This window comes from Mesorhizobium kowhaii (genome assembly GCF_003253745.1).
In the GTDB taxonomy this organism is placed as follows: domain Bacteria; phylum Pseudomonadota; class Alphaproteobacteria; order Rhizobiales; family Rhizobiaceae; genus Mesorhizobium; species Mesorhizobium kowhaii.
Window position 1 is genome coordinate 566474 of record NZ_MZXV01000013.1, and the last position, 15955, is coordinate 582428.

Annotated in this window: 15 protein-coding genes and 1 pseudogene; 5 read left to right on the forward strand and 11 right to left on the reverse strand. The window is 63.6% G+C overall.

The genetic code is table 11. From position 1 onward, the window contains the following. Positions 1–38: 38 nt before the first annotated feature. The 4 genes from B5V02_RS05165 to B5V02_RS05180 form a co-directional block, all read right to left on the reverse strand. Complete coding sequence (locus B5V02_RS05165) at positions 39–737, reverse strand: cysteine hydrolase family protein (protein WP_111543117.1); 699 nt, start codon at positions 735–737, stop codon at positions 39–41. A gap of 8 nt (positions 738–745) precedes the next feature. After that, positions 746–1165: a diol dehydratase small subunit gene (locus B5V02_RS05170; RefSeq protein ID WP_111543118.1), complete on the reverse strand. Its 420-nt coding sequence runs from the start codon at positions 1163–1165 to the stop codon at positions 746–748. After that, the gene (locus B5V02_RS05175) at positions 1162–3432 is read right to left on the reverse strand and encodes a propanediol/glycerol family dehydratase large subunit (RefSeq protein ID WP_111543119.1); all 2271 of its coding nucleotides are present in this window, start codon (positions 3430–3432) and stop codon (positions 1162–1164) included. Before B5V02_RS05175 ends, B5V02_RS05170 begins: the two co-directional genes overlap by 4 nt. Before the next feature lie 275 nt (positions 3433–3707). Further along, positions 3708–4598, reverse strand: a complete 891-nt coding sequence (locus tag B5V02_RS05180; protein WP_111543120.1) for a LysR family transcriptional regulator — start codon at positions 4596–4598, stop codon at positions 3708–3710. Positions 4599–4719: 121 nt separating this feature from the next. Here B5V02_RS05180 and B5V02_RS05185 point away from each other — a divergent pair, with 121 nt between their 5' ends. Next, positions 4720–5460 carry an SDR family oxidoreductase gene (locus B5V02_RS05185; protein ID WP_111543121.1) on the forward strand — a complete coding sequence of 247 codons (741 nt, stop codon included), beginning with the start codon at positions 4720–4722 and terminating at the stop codon, positions 5458–5460. 76 nt (positions 5461–5536) lie between these two features. Then, entirely contained in the window at positions 5537–6439 is a 903-nt protein-coding gene (locus tag B5V02_RS05190; RefSeq protein ID WP_111543748.1) for an SDR family oxidoreductase, read from the forward strand. A 57-nt stretch (positions 6440–6496) separates the two neighbouring features. Here B5V02_RS05190 and B5V02_RS42610 read toward each other — a convergent pair. The 7 genes and pseudogenes from B5V02_RS42610 to B5V02_RS05225 all read right to left on the reverse strand — a co-directional run. Then, positions 6497–6580, reverse strand: a pseudogene (locus B5V02_RS42610) (hypothetical protein); the annotation flags it as partial. 188 nt (positions 6581–6768) lie between these two features. Further along, positions 6769–7542, reverse strand: a complete 774-nt coding sequence (locus B5V02_RS05200) for an SDR family NAD(P)-dependent oxidoreductase (RefSeq protein WP_111543122.1) — start codon at positions 7540–7542, stop codon at positions 6769–6771. A 9-nt stretch (positions 7543–7551) separates the two neighbouring features. After that, on the reverse strand, positions 7552–8916 hold the full coding sequence (locus B5V02_RS05205; RefSeq protein WP_245445703.1) for a dihydroorotase: 1365 nt from the start codon (positions 8914–8916) through the stop codon (positions 7552–7554). Beyond that, positions 8891–9820: an allantoinase PuuE gene (locus B5V02_RS05210; RefSeq protein ID WP_111543123.1), complete on the reverse strand. Its 930-nt coding sequence runs from the start codon at positions 9818–9820 to the stop codon at positions 8891–8893. The genes B5V02_RS05205 and B5V02_RS05210 overlap by 26 nt, the downstream gene beginning before the upstream one ends. A 10-nt stretch (positions 9821–9830) precedes the next feature. Beyond that, the gene (locus B5V02_RS05215) at positions 9831–10847 is read right to left on the reverse strand and encodes an NAD-dependent epimerase/dehydratase family protein (RefSeq protein ID WP_111543124.1); all 1017 of its coding nucleotides are present in this window, start codon (positions 10845–10847) and stop codon (positions 9831–9833) included. Positions 10848–10883: 36 nt separating this feature from the next. Then, entirely contained in the window at positions 10884–11651 is a 768-nt protein-coding gene (locus tag B5V02_RS05220; RefSeq protein WP_111543125.1) for an SDR family NAD(P)-dependent oxidoreductase, read from the reverse strand. Beyond that, positions 11651–12901 (reverse strand): MFS transporter, encoded by a 1251-nt coding sequence (locus B5V02_RS05225; protein ID WP_111543126.1) that lies wholly within the window; start codon positions 12899–12901, stop codon positions 11651–11653. Before B5V02_RS05225 ends, B5V02_RS05220 begins: the two co-directional genes overlap by 1 nt. A 311-nt stretch (positions 12902–13212) precedes the next feature. On the opposite strand from B5V02_RS05225, the gene B5V02_RS05230 reads away from it, so the two are divergent. The 3 genes from B5V02_RS05230 to B5V02_RS05240 are packed head-to-tail and all read left to right on the forward strand — an operon-like array spanning position 13213 to position 15935. After that, positions 13213–13563, forward strand: coding sequence for a RidA family protein (locus B5V02_RS05230; RefSeq protein ID WP_111543127.1), 351 nt, complete (start codon positions 13213–13215; stop codon positions 13561–13563). Between the two features lie 27 nt (positions 13564–13590). Next, positions 13591–15021, forward strand: a complete 1431-nt coding sequence (gene hydA, locus B5V02_RS05235; RefSeq protein WP_111543128.1) for a dihydropyrimidinase — start codon at positions 13591–13593, stop codon at positions 15019–15021. Then, a complete protein-coding gene (locus tag B5V02_RS05240) occupies positions 15006–15935 on the forward strand; it encodes a nitrilase-related carbon-nitrogen hydrolase (protein ID WP_111543129.1) in 930 nt (309 codons plus the stop codon). Before hydA ends, B5V02_RS05240 begins: the two co-directional genes overlap by 16 nt. Positions 15936–15955: the final 20 nt, after the last annotated feature.

Here is a 15955-nt window from a genome sequence, read left to right on the forward strand (position 1 = left end):
CAGCCTGCGAGTGCTGCAATGACACTACGGACGTAGCGTCACTTTGCCAAGGCCATGATTTTGCAAAGCTCGAAACTCGACATGACGTGGCAGTAGATCATATTGATGATTTCGAGCTCCTTGCGATGAAGCTCGTCGGTCGCCGCCGCGCAGCAATCCTCGATCACGATGACGGCATAGCTTTCATCCGCCAGGCTGCGCACCGTCGATGACACGCACTGGTCCGTGAAGATGCCGCAACAGATGACATTCCTGATGCCAAGATTGTGCAGGATCAGACGAAGATTTGTTCCCGTCAGCGCGGAGTCGGTGGTCTTGGTTACGACGATTTCGTCGCCGACCGGCTGAAGCTCGGCAACGAGTTGCGACGGCGCGTCGTTCTTGGGCAGAAGTAAATTGTTCCACCCCGGCATTTTCTGGGAGAGCGAACGGTCGCGCCCGTCCTTGGTGTGGCAAGCGATACGGGCAAAGAGGCATTCGATGCCATTTGCCCGTGCCAGCTCCAGCAATCTTGCCGTGTTCGGAATGACCGTGCCGTGCATGCGCTCGTGGAACGGCGTCCACAGATCGTAGCGGTGCTGCTCTTGCGGTGAAAGCGACGCGCGATCCGGCCGTTCCAGGTACGTGTTTTGAACATCGATGACCAGGATGGCGGTTTGCGCCGGCACCAGCACCGGATCATCTGGCTCGGGTGCGCCAACGTAGTAGAGCGAACGGAGTCCGGTTTTCCAGTTCATGCGGTCCTTCAGAAGCGGAATGTGAAAAGGCCTCGCGCCGCATAAGTCTCGGCGGCTTCTTCGATGAAACGGGCGATGCGTTCGGCCTGGTAGGTATCGCGCATCGTCGCAGCGGCCTCTAGCAATTCTTCCTTGGACTTGGCGCGGCCGGGGCGCAACAATTCATATACCTGCATGATGAAATCCTGGGGCACCTCGACAAGCTCCGCCCCCCGCTCGAAGTTGAGGGCCAGTGTCGGCCGTTCGACATCGCGCGCCACATCGGCCTGAGCCTGCAGCGCTTGCGGTGTGATGCGAAGGTCTTCCATCGTCACGTCGCCGGCAAGCACCGAATCCAGCGTTATCTCAGGAAGCGACTTGCCGCGCTTGCCCGTCACGGCGCCGGGCTGTGTTTCGGCGAGCGGATAGTCGGCACGCGTGCGGATCATGATTTCGCCCCCGTCAGCATGACTTCAACCTCTTCGGGAGCGGCACCAGCCTCTGTCAGCCCGGTTTCGATTGCGTAGATGAGGGCGACGCGGGCGTGGTAGCGCGAACCCATCGCCTCGCCCCGTTGCGGCACCACGATGGGCTCCGGCATTTCGCCCAGCGCATAAGCGGCCGCATTGGCACCCAGCGCGCGATAGTGCTCGAGCCTGGTGATCGGCGCATTGGAAAACAGCTCCAGGTTGTTGTGCGGCTGGCGGTCACGCTGGTGAATGACGGCCGTGCCCTTGGCCTGGATGCCGATGCCGATGCCGCTACCGGCAAGCCGGGCGGCGGACAGACCGAGGAAGGACGTATCCGCCGTGTGACGGAAGCGAACGACGCGCGCCTTCAGCCCGCGCGCTTGGATTGCATCGAGCATGGCGCCAAGGACTTCGGAAAGCCGATGTCCGGCCGTCGTTCGGTAAAGCTTCAGCCCGAAGGCCGGGCTGATGCCGATCACCACGTCATCGTTTGCCGACCCGTTGGCCGCCGGCCCAAGGTTGCGGTAGCGGATGTGCCTTGCTTCGTCCTTCTCGTGCAGGGCTTCGGAGCGCAGCACTTCCTTCTGATCCAGCACATCGCGGATGTCGTTGAGCTGCAGGCGGCGTTCTTCGGAGACGCGATAGCCGGAGCCGGGACCGAGATAGTCGTTCGGATCGTTCACCGCGCTGACGATCCGCCCATTGCGGATCATGGCCGAGGTCTGGAGATAGTCGCCGGAAAGGCGCAGCTTCACCACGTTCAGGAGGTTCTCGGCCTCTTCGCGGAAACCGCGGTTGGCCAGCGCCTTGACCACGTCGATCACGGTGATGCCGCGCTCCTTGATGGCCTCGCTGATGAAGCTCACGTCGCGCGGCGTCAGGCTGCGCGTATCGTCGGAGCCGGAGGCATAAACCACACTGGTCTTCATGTCCTCGGTCGGCGTCGAAAGGCCGAGTTCCTCGAACACGGCGGCGATCGCCTCCACCGCCCGCTCGCGCAACTCGATCGCGCGTGACTCGGGCAGCGGCGTCAAACCGCCATCGGCCTCGAAATCCCGCTGCAGCACGAGATAGTCTTCCAGTTCCTCGCCGTTGATCAGCGACGGGTTGAACGAGTTGTCGTATTTCAGGATCGATCCCATTCCGGAGCAAATCAGGTCGGAGCCGGCAATCAGGTAGGGAAGGATCTTGGCGCCGACGCGAATTTCCGATTCGGTGGAGCGCGCGTCATTGCCTGATGCGCATTCGAGATCGAGCCAGACGGCGATGAGGTTCTCGGCCATCAGCTCGCGAACACCACCAGGAATGGTGGCGGTCAATGGGGCCCCGTCGATGCCACCATTTTGCGTGCCCTGCACCCCCATGCCGCGCTGCAGGCAGAGGCAGCGCGCCTCCAGGTAGAGCAGCGATTTTGCCTCATGGAAGCCCATCAGCAACTCAGAGCCGGCACCCGATGTGCAGCGCATCTTGACGCCGCGCGAGGCATAGGCGGCGGCGAGGAATGCCTTGGACCATGGCGTGTCGTCGCCATCGGTGAACGATTTTTCGGTGCCGTAGACGGAAACAGTTTCGGCGTAGGATGTGAAGCCGGCCATGGCGATGCGCAACTCCTCCGCTTCCTCGCTGGAGCATTGGAACAGCGTTCCCCAGCGGCCGACCGCGCCGCCCACCGCACACGCCACCGCGTTGGACCAGGCGTTGCGCGACACGCGCATCGTTGTCTCGATCTCGTCGAAGCCAAAGGCGACGGCTGTTGCGGCATCCGCGGCGAGCTGGAGCGGGTCGTCCTTGGCGTTGGTTACATGCGCCTGATTGCCCGGCGTCTTGCGTGCCCTCATCTTCGAGTATGCGAAGGCGATCTCCAGCGCGTTGAGTTGCGACACGACCTCGGCGAGTTTCGCAGGTGTCATGCCATGGGCGAGCCGCACGAGCTTTTCGCGCGGCACGTTCATGTCGACAAGCCAGCGTGCGACGGTCGCTGAGTCCAGCGCCATCGCTTCAGGCGCCACTTCCGGATCGATGTGATGGCGGGCAATGAAGCGGTCGATCATGTCGTAGTCGTGTTCGAGTACGCCATCGAGGGACACGACGCGCCCGCCCTTGATGGCGATGCCTGGTTTGGGATCGGCCGGACTCGAGAAGGCGGAGAAGCCGTTGGCAGGGTCTTCGGCTGCAAACTTGTCCAGGCGCAAAGGCCGTTCGTCCCAGTCGGCGAAGCGCTTCCAGCGGTTCAGTTTCGGTATCATGCGTGCGTTTCCCGGCCTAACGGAAAGACTAGTGAATGCCTGCTCGTCATACAATGGCCTGGATCGGACGTCGCCGAAGGGCCTGCACGCCGGTACTTACTCCGAAACCCAACTCCAGATTCCATGAAGGCGTTTTTGAAAGGGACCTAAGCGCGGAATCTTCGCCGAACTGACGGATGCTTCAACATCCTCTTTGTCCGCGCGTTCACCTTGGTGAACATCCTCAGCTTGCCACGTGACCTTCGAGAGCCAACTCAAATCAACTTCGGTTCTGACTAAGCGCTTTGCACGAAAATCCTGCCGAGCCAGTCGATGAACACGCGTACGCGTGGCGAGAGTTGGCGGTTGCGCGGATAGAGGACCGAAACGGGCGTGCTGGACGGTGGGAACCCCGCAAGCACCTCGACCACTTCGCCAGCTCTTAGGGCGTGTTCGGCGTGGTAGCGTGGGATCTGGATCAGGCCCAGTCCTTGTTTCGCCGCCGCCAGATAACTCTCCGCCGCATTGACCGAGACGGTGGCGGGTAGAGTCACGTCGTGCACATCGCCGTCGACCGAGAACTCCAGCGGGAGCAAGCCCCCGGTTGCCGATGAGCGAAAGCCGATCATGTGATGCCCATCCAGCGAGTGCGGGTGCTTCGGCATCCCATAGGCGGCGATATAGGATGGTGACGCCAGCGTGACCTCATCGAGCAGCGCAACTTTCCGCGCTATCATATCGCTATCCTGCGGGGCGCCCACGCGCAGCACGCAATCAATGCCTTCACGGACGAGGTCGACCAGCCGGTCGCCCTCGCTCATGTAGAACTGGATCTCGGGATAAGTCGCGAGGAAATCCGGCAGGTTCGGCAGGACAAAATGCCGGGCCAACGTACCATGGACATCAACGCGCAGTAGCCCCTTCGGCTTTGCGCCGGCAAAAGCGCCCTCGGCATCTTCGATATCGGCGAGGATCGTCAGGCAACGCTGGTAATAGGCCTCGCCGTCGAGTGTAGGGCTGACTGTGCGCGTCGTGCGCTGGAGCAGGCGCACGCCGAGGCGCGCCTCGAGCCGCTTGACCGCGTCGGTCACGGTCGAGCGCGGCAGCCCCAGATCCTCGGCGGCCAGGGTGAAGCTGCGGCGCTCCACGATGCGGGTGAAGACGCGCATGGCGTCAAATCGATCCATGTCTATTATTCGCGATTGTCGGAAAGTGATGCCAGATATTGGATAATTATCCGCATGAAGGCCACATGTAAACCACCCTTATCCCGACGCACCGATGCGTCGTTTTTCAAAGGAGAAGGCAATGTCCGAACAAAATAACAAAGTCGCCATCGTCACCGGCGCCTCGCGCGGCATCGGCGCCGCGATCGCCGAGCGTCTCGGCAAGGATGGCTTCACCGTCATCGTCAACTATGCCGGCAGCGCGGCTGCGGCTGAAGAGGTGGTCCGCAAGATCGAGCAGGCTGGCGGCAAAGCTGTTACCGCCCAGGCCGATGTGGCGGATGCCGATGCCGTGCGCCGCATGTTCGACAGCGCGGAGACCGCCTTTGGCGGTATCGACGTTCTGGTCAACAATGCCGGCATCATGATGATGTCTGCGCTCGCCAGTGCCGACGACGTCAATTTCGACCGCCAGGTCAACGTCAACCTGAAGGGCACCTTCAACACCCTGCGCGAAGCAGCCAAGCGCCTGCGCAACGGTGGTCGTGTCATCAACTTCTCGACTACAGTCGTTGGCCTAAAGCTTGAAACCTACGGCGTCTATGCCGCCACCAAGGCTGCCGTCGAGACGCTGACGGCGATCATGGCCAAGGAGATGCGTGGCCGCAGCATCACCGTCAATGCGGTGGCGCCCGGACCAACTGGGACCGACCTCTTCCTCGACGGCAAGTCGGACGAACTGGTCGAGCGTATGGCCAAGATGAATCCGCTGGAACGTCTGGGCACGCCAGCCGACATCGCCGCCGTCGTCGCCTTCCTCGCAGGCCCGGATGGCGCCTGGATCAATGGCCAGACGCTGCGCGCGAACGGCGGCGTGATCTGATTTGAAGAAGCGGCGATGGCGAGAGCCATCGCCCTCAAACTTAAAACCCCAAAGAACAACTGAAAGGAACACAATGATGAGCAAGCACGTCATCGTCATCACCGGCGCCTCGAGCGGCTTCGGCGCGCTCACCGCCCGCGCTCTCGCCAAGGCCGGCCATACTGTCTATGCCGGCATCCGCGCCACACAGACCCGCAACGCCAAGGCCGTAGCCGACGCGGCTGTCTTCGCCAAGGACAACGGTGTCGACCTCCGTACCGTCGAGCTCGATGTCGCCAACGACGCCTCGGTTGAGGCAGGCATTGCCACGATCATCGCAGACACGGGCCGGCTTGATGTCGTGATCCACAACGCTGGACATATGTCCTTCGGTCCCGCCGAGGCCTTTACGCCGGAGCAGTTCGCCGAACTCTACGACATCAATGTGTTGTCGACCCAGCGTGTGAACCGCGCGGCGTTGCCACACATGCGTAAGGTGGGCACGGGCCTTGTTGTCTGGGTCTCTTCTTCGAGCACCCGCGGCGGTACGCCGCCCTATCTGTCGCCCTATTTCGCTGCCAAGGCCGCCATGGATTCGCTTGCCGTCTCTTATGCGGCCGAGCTGACGCGCTGGGGTATCGAGACTTCGATCATTGTGCCGGGCGCCTTCACCAAGGGAACCAACCACTTCGCTCATTCCGGCTCGCCAGCCGATACGGCGCGAGCAGCCGAATACAATGAGGGCCCCTACAAGGGCGTGCCTGAGCAAGCGTTGCAGGGGCTCGCCTCGCTCGAGCCTGCCGATGCCGATGCCGGCGAGGTTGCCGTCGCCATCATCGACGTCGTCAGCAGGCCCTTCGGCCAGCGGCCCTTCCGCGTCCACGTCGATCCGTCTCAGGACGGCGCCGAGATCGTCAACGGCGTTGCGGACCGCGTCCGGGCCGAGATGTTCCGTCGCATCGGCCTCGAAGATCTCCTGAAGCCCGCCGTTAGATTGTAATGACGGATGCGCCTTTCGGCTTGATCGTCCCGATGCGCTGATTTCGATGACGGTCTTTCCGAAATGCTGACCGGCCGCCAGATGACTATAGGCGGCCGGTGCCTCATCGAACGGGAAGACACGGTCGATGGTGGGTCTGATGCCGGAAACCTCGACGAAGCGGCTGCTCCGTCAGACGAAGCACTTCGTCCTGCCATTCCGGTTTCGCCCTATAATTGATCGTCGCCGCAGCGCCGAGCGCGCTGGTGATCACCTTGTCCCCTGACTTGAACCGGGTCACTCCTGAGCCGACCTCGCCCACCGGCAGGGGCGGGCTTAGTCTTCCTCCGTCAGCCCGCCATCCAGCCGCCGTCCACCATCAGGTTGATGCCGGTAACGTAGCTTGCCATGTCGCTGGCGAGGAACAGGGCGGCGCCCGCAACGTCGCTCGGGGCACCAAGCCGTGGCCACGGCGTGCGCCGGCGTGAATAGTCGAGCGCATCGGAGTTGTTGGCCACGCCCGGCTTGCCGGTGATGATCTTGCCGGGCGCGATAGCGTTGCAGACGATCAGATCGTCGGCGTGGTCGACCGCGATCTGCCGTGTCATCTGCACGATGCCGCCCTTGCTCACCGAATAGGGAAAATCGCCGGGGCAGGCGACCATGCCATGCTGGGAGGAAATGTTGATGATGCGGCCGCGAACCTCGTTGACCGGCGCCTGGGTGAGCATCTGCAGGACGGCGCGTTTGCAGCAGTAGAAGAACCCTGTCAGGTTGACGCCGATCACACGGTTCCATTGCTCCGGCGAGGTCTGCACGAGATTGGTGCTGGTGTAGACGGCTGCGTTGTTGACCATCACATCCAGCCGGCTGAAGCGCGCCACGGTGGTGGCGACCAGCGCATCGACCGAATTCCAGTCCGAAATGTCTGTGACAACATGCATGGCCGTTCCGCCGGCCTGCTGGATCAGGCTGGCGGTGCTCTCGCCACCCTCGATCGGCAGTTCGACCGTATCGGCGATGACGACGCTGGCGCCTTCCGCCGCGAAGTTGAGCGCGATAGCGCGGCCGATGCCGGAGCTTGCGCCGGTAACGATCGCGACCTTGTCCTTGAGCAGGGGCATCTTGTTTCTTCAGCTTTCTCGACGAACAGGCTTTCCTTGTGCGGGATCGATCAACACCTGATCGCGAACGATTTCTTTCCCGCGCAGAAAGACATTGGTCAGCCGCGCCTTGACGGTCCAGCCATCGAACGGCGTGTAACCCGCGCGCGATACCTGATCGCCGTTGGCGATGGCGCTGGATTTCCGCGGGTCGACGATCAAGATGTCCGCGTCGTAGCCGACAGCGATTCGTCCCTTGCGCTGGCCGAGCCCAAAGCGCTTCGCCGGATTGCGCGCGCACATACGCACCACATCAGCAAGCGTTATCAGTTCCTCGTCGACGAGTTTCAGCATCGCCTGAAGCAGCGTCTGCAGCCCCGGCATGCCGCCCGGGATGTCGGCGAAAGTCGCGTAGGACGCGGCCTTTTCGGCCGGTGCGTGCGGCGCGTGGTCGGTGGCGACGATGTCGATCAGCCCGGCCTTCAGCGCAGCGCGCAGGCAATCGACGTCCTGCCGCGATCGCAAGGGCGGCGAGCCTTTCAGATTGGCGCCGTGCGTTTCGTAGTCGTCGGCGCTGAACGACAGATTCTGCGGCGTTGTCTCGACGCTGGCATCGGCCAGATCGCGCAGTCGGCTCCAGATTTTTACGCCCAGTTCCGAGTTGATTTGGCGGACATGGATTCGGGTATTGGTCGAGGCGGCGGCAAGAACGGCTCGCGCGATACCGCCGGCTTCCGCCAGCGGTGGCCGGCTGTCGAGAAAGGCCGCGATGGTCCCCGCCTTGTGGCGCGCACTGCTGTCGGTCAGCATCGACTGATCGCCCGGCGAAACGCCGATCAGCGTATCGGCATCGCCAAAATTCCTGAGGGCCTCGGTAACCGCGTCCAATGTCTGAAACAGGAAAGCCTCCGGCACATCGGCGGTGAACAGTTCGAACGACACCGGCGCCAACTCGAGCAGGCCAGGGACGAGCGACAGGTCGTGGCTGATCACGGCCTGGAAGCCGACATCGACATGGATACGCCCTTCGGCCATGGCCATCTTGTCGGAAAGTTCTCCGGCGGTGGCCGTCCACGGCTCGTCGGTCGGCATGTCAAGCACCGTCGTCACGCCGCCGAGTGCTGCGGCATGCGTGCCGGAGGAAAAGTCCTCCTTGTGCGTCAGACCCGGCTCGCGCAGATGCGCATGCGCGTCGACCAGGCCGGGCAACAGGAAGCTGCCCGAGGCGTCGACGACGATCCTGGCCGAAGCCGTCTCGCCGGGCGCGACGAGCGCCACGATCCGGCCGCCGGCGATACCCACGTCGCGCCGGTCGAGCCCTTCGGCGTTGACGATGGTGGCTCCCCGGATCAGCGTTTCGAACATGCCGTCAGCCGCGCCGCTCGAAGCCGGCATGGTTCTCCAGCCAGAACCGGGCGATGTCTTCGCGGCGCATGAAAGCGGCGGCCGGTTTCTTCTTCACGTGCTCGATCACTTCGCGCAGTCCGGACGCCCGGTTGGGCTGGCCCATCCATCGCGCATGGATGCCGATCGTCAGCATGCGGCCCCCGGTCTCGTCCGCTTCGTCGAGCATGTAGTCGATCGCCGAGCGGCAATCCTCGGCGAAGTCGCGCGGATTGCTGTAGCCCGGCGCCACCAGATAGCGGCTGTCGTTGAGGGTCTTGGAATAGGGCACGACAAGCACCTCGGTGCCCTGGTGGTCGAGGAAATAGGGCAGGTCATCGTTACAGGGATCGGAGTGGTAGAGAAAACCGCCCTCGCGCACGAGCAGGTCGCGCGTGTTGACGCTTGGGAACGAGCGGCAGTTCCAGCCGGCCGGGCGCTTGCCCGTCAGCCTTTCGTAAAGGGCGACCGCCTCGTGCAGCTGGCGCTCTTCCTCGCTCCGCTCCATCGTCGCGTAGTCGACCCAGCGCAGGCCATGGCCGAGCAGGTCATGCCCGCGCGCATTCATCCATTCGACCACTGCCGGATTGCGTTCCAGCGCCACGGCGCAGGCCGAGATGGTGATCGGAATGCCGTAGCGGTCGAACAGTCGCGCGAGGCGCCACACACCGGCGCGGCTGCCATATTCGAAATGGGTCTCGGTGCCGAGGTCGCGCACCGGTGGGCTGCTGGCGAGATTGTACTCGCCCCAATTGTCGTTGCGGCCATCTTCCAGCCACGAGTACTCCGATCCTTCCTCATAGTTGAGCACGAGGTTGATGGCGAGCTTGATGCCGCCCGGCCAGGTCATTAAGGGCGGGCGCGGACCGTAACCGACGAAGTCGCGCGGCTGCGCATGCTGGTGATCGGTTGGCACGGTGTCCTCCTCAAACCTCGTTGGCGGCGATCCAGTCCATGTAGTCGTGGAAAGCCTCTCTGGCCGGCGTCGGCCGCCAGTTGGTGTCGCGCTCGATCCGGGCGAGGTCGTATTCGCCCCACATGCCGGTCTTCAGTGCAGCGTTCATGATGATGTTCGCGGTCTCGGGCGGGCTGATCTCGGCGTTCAGGCCGGGGAAGCGCTCGGCGGCCCAGCCGATGAAGTCGCCGACGGTCTGCGTGGCGCCGCTGCCGATGTTGTAGTGACGGTAGCGCAGGCGGTCCGCATCGAGCAGGGCGATGATGGCACGGGCAACATCGCTCGACAGCACGTAGTCGCCGAGCGGCTCCAGGCTGTTCGGCCGGATCGTCTCGCCGGCCAGCGCCATATGCGCGACGCGGTTTGGCAAATGACGGACGTTGCGGCTGCCGGTCACGCGGTCCATCGGGCCGTAGACCGACGACAGCCGCACCGAGATGGCGGAAAGACCGAACAGGTCGGCGTAGCGGTCGGTGACCATTTCGGCCGCGAATTTCGAGATGCCGTAAAGTGTCAGCGGCGCCACGTAGCCGTCCTCGGGCAGCGGCTCGCCGTTCCAGTCCGGCCCATTATGGCGATAGACGGAGCCGGAACTGACATAGACGAAGCGTTTGATGCCGGGACGGTTGCGCGCCCATTCCAGCATGTGCACCGTGCCCATCAGATTGACGTCGACGATGGTGCTGGGGTTCTCGGCCTCGGGCGGTTGTTTCGGGTCGCTCGGGCGCGAATTCGGCGTGACCGTCGCGCCGTGGACAATAGCGCTGATGCCGTATTTATCGAGCGCGGCCGCCCATGCGGACGGCTCGAGTATGTCGGCGGTGAGGACCGTGAGGCGGTCGCGCACCGGCGCGAAGAATTTCTCCGCGATCGCATCGAGCCCCGAGCGGTCGAGAATGACGGCGCGGGCTTGCGGATCGCGGTCCAGCCATTCGCGTGCTACCACGCTCATGACAAAGCCGGTACCGCCGGTGACAAGCAGCGTCATGTGAACTCCTGTGAAAGTGGCCAAGGGATATCGAGGTCAGCGCGTTGCATAGCCGCCGTCCACGAGCATGTCGCTGCCGGTGACGAAGGACGCATCCGACGACAGCAGGAAAGCCGCTGCTGCGGCGATTTCTTCCGGTTCAGCGATCCGGCCAAGCAGATGCGCCGGTCCCAGACCCGCATTGGCCGCCTCGAAGTCTGGAAATCTGCGCAACAGGCGCGTGGTCGCCACCGCACCGGGCGACAGACTGTTGACGCGCACCTTGTCGGCTGCGTGGTCGACCGCCATCGCCTTGGCGAGGTGGATGAGCCCTGCCTTGGCGGCGCAATAGGCAACCGCCTTGGTGGTGGCGACGCGTCCAAATTGCGAGCCGATGAACACCACCGAACCGCCGCCGCTTGCCGCGATCAATGGCACCGCGAACTTGCTCATCAAAAACGCGCCGGTCAGGCTGACGTCGATCTCATGCCGCCAGGAGCTTTCGTCGAGATCGACGACGGTGGCGCCTGTCGATGGCGCGGCGGCGTTGTGCACGAGCCCATCCAATCGGCCGAAGTGCTCTCTCGCGATCTCTACGGCATTTCGGGCGGAGTTGATGTCGGTGACATCGCAACGGCAAGCCACTGCCGAGGAACCGAGCCCGTCGGCAAGTGTCTGCGCCGCCGCGGCATCATGGTCGGCGCAGACCACGCTGGCACCTTCGGCGACGCAGCGCCGGGCAATGGCCGCGCCAATGCCACTTGCTGCGCCCGCGATCAGGATGACGCTGCCTTTCAGGCGGTTCATTGCCGGATTGTCCGTCATCAAACCTGTTCCTCGACAGTTTGCGCGATCGGTGCTGAGGCCGGCCGGCGTAGAAGATTGTAGCAGGCCGCGAGCGTGACCAGCACCGCCCCGCCGCCGAGCAGCAGGAACATTGCCGGCGGCCCGAGATGCACCATCAGCCCTGCGGCAACGCCCGGCGTCGCCACATTGCCAATCGAGTAGAGCAAGAGAAGTGTGCCGGAGGCGGCGACCATGTGCCGGACGGGCAGTTGCGAGGCGGCGAATGCCATCGCCACCGGATAGATCGTCAGCGCGGTCGCGCCATAGAGAAAGAACAACACGAACAGCAGCGGCACGGAAAGAGTGCCGACCCATGCGATCGAGGCGCAGGCCGTCACCGCCAGGAGTCCTTGCACCAGCAGCATCACGCGTCGGTCGAACCGGTCCGACAGCCAGCCCACCGGCGTCTGCGCCAGCATGCCGGCAATGCTCACCGTTGTGACCAACCAGACCGTGGCTGATGCCGACAATCCGATCTGTGTCCCATAGATCGGCGTCAGCACGAAGATGTTCATGTTGGTGATGCCGGCCTGGAAAATGGCGACGACTGTCACCGGCGCCAGTTTGAAAAGCGCCAGTGGCCCGAGCCGTGCGGCCCTTGCTCCGATCGTTGGCGCCGGCTCGGCCGGAACGGAAGGCAGTGCCGGCCAGCGCAGGCCGGCGACTTTGGGCACGAACGCCAAAAGCACCATCACCGCGGCGACGGAAAACAGATGCGGCGACCTCGGACCGACCAGCGCAACCAGGATCTGTCCGAGCAGCACCGCGATGGCCGTCGTCAGCATGTAGATCGAGAACATCGCGCCGCGATTGTGCTGCTCGGCATAGAGATTGATCCAGCTTTCGCAGACAACAAACATCGAGGCCATCGACATGCCGCCGAGCAGCCGAAAGCAGAACCAACTCGGCACGAAGTCGGTGAAGACGAAGCCCGCGGCCGATAGCAACGCGGTTGCTAGGATCAACGCGAAGGTTCGCTCATGACCGTAGCGGGCGACCAGCGGCCGCGTCATCAGGCATCCGACCAGAAAGCCGACTGGATAGGCTGTCAGCACGGTCTGGACGACCTCCGGGGCGATGCCGGGTTTGCCGAGGTAGAATGAGACCGCGGTCGTCAACATGGCGCTGCCGATGCAGGCGAGGCAGATGCTGGCCATGATCGGCAGCAAGGCGCGGGAGCGCTCTGCATTCCGCCAGAAGCGCATTGCGGTTTGAGCGATTGGCCCCATGAATGCCGCCGTCAGCCAGCTAGAGGCATCGGGAATCGCAAACGGGGCCGATAACCGACGCGGGACTTTCATGCATTGCGGCGGCTCCCCTTGGCAGTGCCGCTGATCAGCGGCTGCTGCTCTCCCAGACGAAAGCTACACCTCGCCAATCGTGTCACAAGCGAAGATTGACACGGCTATGGCGTCAATTTTTTTGGCCATCCGAAATGCAGAAAGCAGCATCTTGCCGCTTCCCAGGCTTTACAGTCGTTTTGTCCGCTCCGTACCATAGTCAATCTGCCAGGATCGAAAGCCGCCAAGGAGGAAACTGCATGACGATTGAACGTCTTGAAAACGGCCAACGCTTCTGTCGAGTGCTCCGCTACAACGGCACCGTCTATCTGGCCGGCCTGACCGCTGACGACCTTTCCGGCGACACCACCGCGCAGACGCGCGAGATCCTTGCCAAGATCGATGCTTGTCTGGCCAAGGCCGGCAGCGACAAGACCAGGCTGCTGAGTGCCCAGATCTGGCTGCGCGACATTGCTGATTTCGACATGATGAATTCGGCATGGGATGCCTGGATCGACCGCAGTGCGATGCCGGTACGAGCGACGGTGGAAGCGCGCCTTGCCGGGGACCAGTACCGCGTCGAGATCATGGTGACGGCGGCTGTCGCCTAGGGCGGAATTTTAGGCGGGCAAAACGAGATGCATGAGCTGGCAATCAAAGGCGGACGGGTTGCGATCGACGACGGCTGGGTCGAATGCGACGTCGGCATCGATGACGGCCGCATAGCAGCCATCGGCAACGGCCTGTCCGGCAGGGCGCTGCTGGACGCCAGCGGCCGCTGGGTCATGCCCGGAGGTATCGACGCCCACTGCCATCTCGACCAGCCGGTCTGGGGCGGGGCAGGCAATGCCGACGACTTCGAGTCCGGCACCATTTCGGCGGCATTCGGCGGCACGACCTGCATCATCCCGTTCGGCATGCCGGGTCCTGATATGTCGACGATCGGTGCCGTGGATCGTGCGCTCGACCGCGCCGCGGGACGCGCGGTGATCGACTACGGACTGCACGCCGTGGTGACTATGGGCACCGGCGCCGATGTCGAGGCGCAGCTCTCTCAACTGGCGGGGCGCGGCATCGCCTCGGTCAAGCTGTTCATGACCTATGAGGGCTTCGCCATCGACGACGATCTCTTCTTCCGGATACTCGATGCCGCACATGGCCTTGGCTGGATCGTCATGGTCCATGCCGAGAATGACGCTGCCATCCGGCGAACGCGCCAGCGCCTGATCGATCTCGGCCGCACCGACATTCGCTACCACGTCGTTGCCCATAGCGAGACCATGGAGCGCGAGGCCACGCATCGCGCTTTGGCCTTCGCCGAGATGACCGGCACGCGCATGACCATCGTCCACGTCTCCTCCTGGCAATCGGCCGAAGAAGTGGCGCGGGCGCGCATGCGCGGGGTGGATGCGATCGCCGAGACCTGCCCGCAATATCTGTTTGTCGGCTCGGCCGATCTCGACCGCCCGGCCATGGACGCGGCGCGTTTCGTCTTCTCGCCGCCGCCGCGCTCGCCGCGTAGCCATGAGCATCTGTGGCAGGCACTGATCGATGGCGGCATCGATCTCTGGTCCTCGGACCATTCGCCATACTGGTTCGCGGACAAGATCGGCAGATCGCAAACGCCTGCCTTCAACACCACGCTGAGCGGCATTCCGGGCATCGAGACGCGTTTGCCGCTGCTGTTTTCGGAAGGGCTGCTGACAGGTCGTCTGACGCTTGGCCGCTATCTCGATCTCACCTCGCGCAATGCCGCATCGATCTATGGACTTGCGCACGCCAAGGGCAGGATCGCCGTTGGGCTCGATGCCGATCTGGCGCTGTGGGACCCGACGGCCCGCTGGACGCTCGGCCATGCCGCCTTGCATTCGCGTGTCGACTTCACCCCTTACGAGGGCCGGACAGTGACCGGTAAACCGACCGATGTTCTGGTGCGCGGGGTGCCGGTAGTCGCTGACGGCGCGCTGCAGGTGCAGCCGGGTTTCGGACGCTTCCTCGCGCGCACCGCCGCCGATCCGGCTCTTTCTGGAAAACCTGTCGAGGAGACGACGCCATGGCTAGATTCCTGACCATCGCGGTCTGCCAGACCGGGCCTATCCAGCGCAGCGCCGCGCGTGCCGAGACGGTCGATCGCCTCGTCCACTTGCTGGAGCAGGCAGCTGCTGCCGGGGCCGAGATTGCGGTGTTCCCCGAAATGGCGCTGACCACCTTCTTTCCGCGCTGGCGCATCGATGATACCGCCGAGATCGAGGCTTTCTTCGAAAGCGCGATGCCGGGGCCGGAAACACAGCGCCTCTACGACGCGGCCGCCCGCCTCAAGATCGGCTTCGCGCTCGGCTACTGCGAACTCGCGCACGAAGACGGCCGGATACGCCGCTTCAACACCATGGACTTGATCGGACCGGACGGCGATTTCATCGGCCGCTACCGCAAGATGCATGTGCCGGGGTCGAGCGAACCGGAGGAGGGCACGACCACCCATCTGGAACGGCGCTATTTCGAGCCGGGCAATCTCGGCTTCCCCGTCTTCGACTATCGCGGCGTCCGCGTGGGTCTGGCAATCTGCAACGACCGCCGCTGGCCGGAAACCTACCGGATGCTCTGCCTGAACGGCGCGGAGGTGGTCCTGATCGGTTACAACACGCCGCTGCTGCTCGACGAGGCGCCGGCGCTGGCGCATCTGCGCATGTTCCACAACCATCTGCCGATGCAGGCCGGCGCCTATCAGAACACGCTGTGGGTCGCGGCCGCCGCCAAGGCCGGGCGCGAAGACGGCCAGGCGCTGATCGGCGGTTCCTGCATCATCGCGCCGACCGGCGAGATATCAGCGCAGGCGCTTTCGCTTGACGACGAGGTCATCGTCCATCGTGCCGACCTCGACCTCATCGCCACCTGCCGGAGGGTGAATTTCGACTTCGCGCTCTATCGCCGGCCCGATCAGTACCGTCTCATCAGCGAACCCGTGGCGGCATCGGGTGTCTGAGATGAGCCGCAATCAAGCTC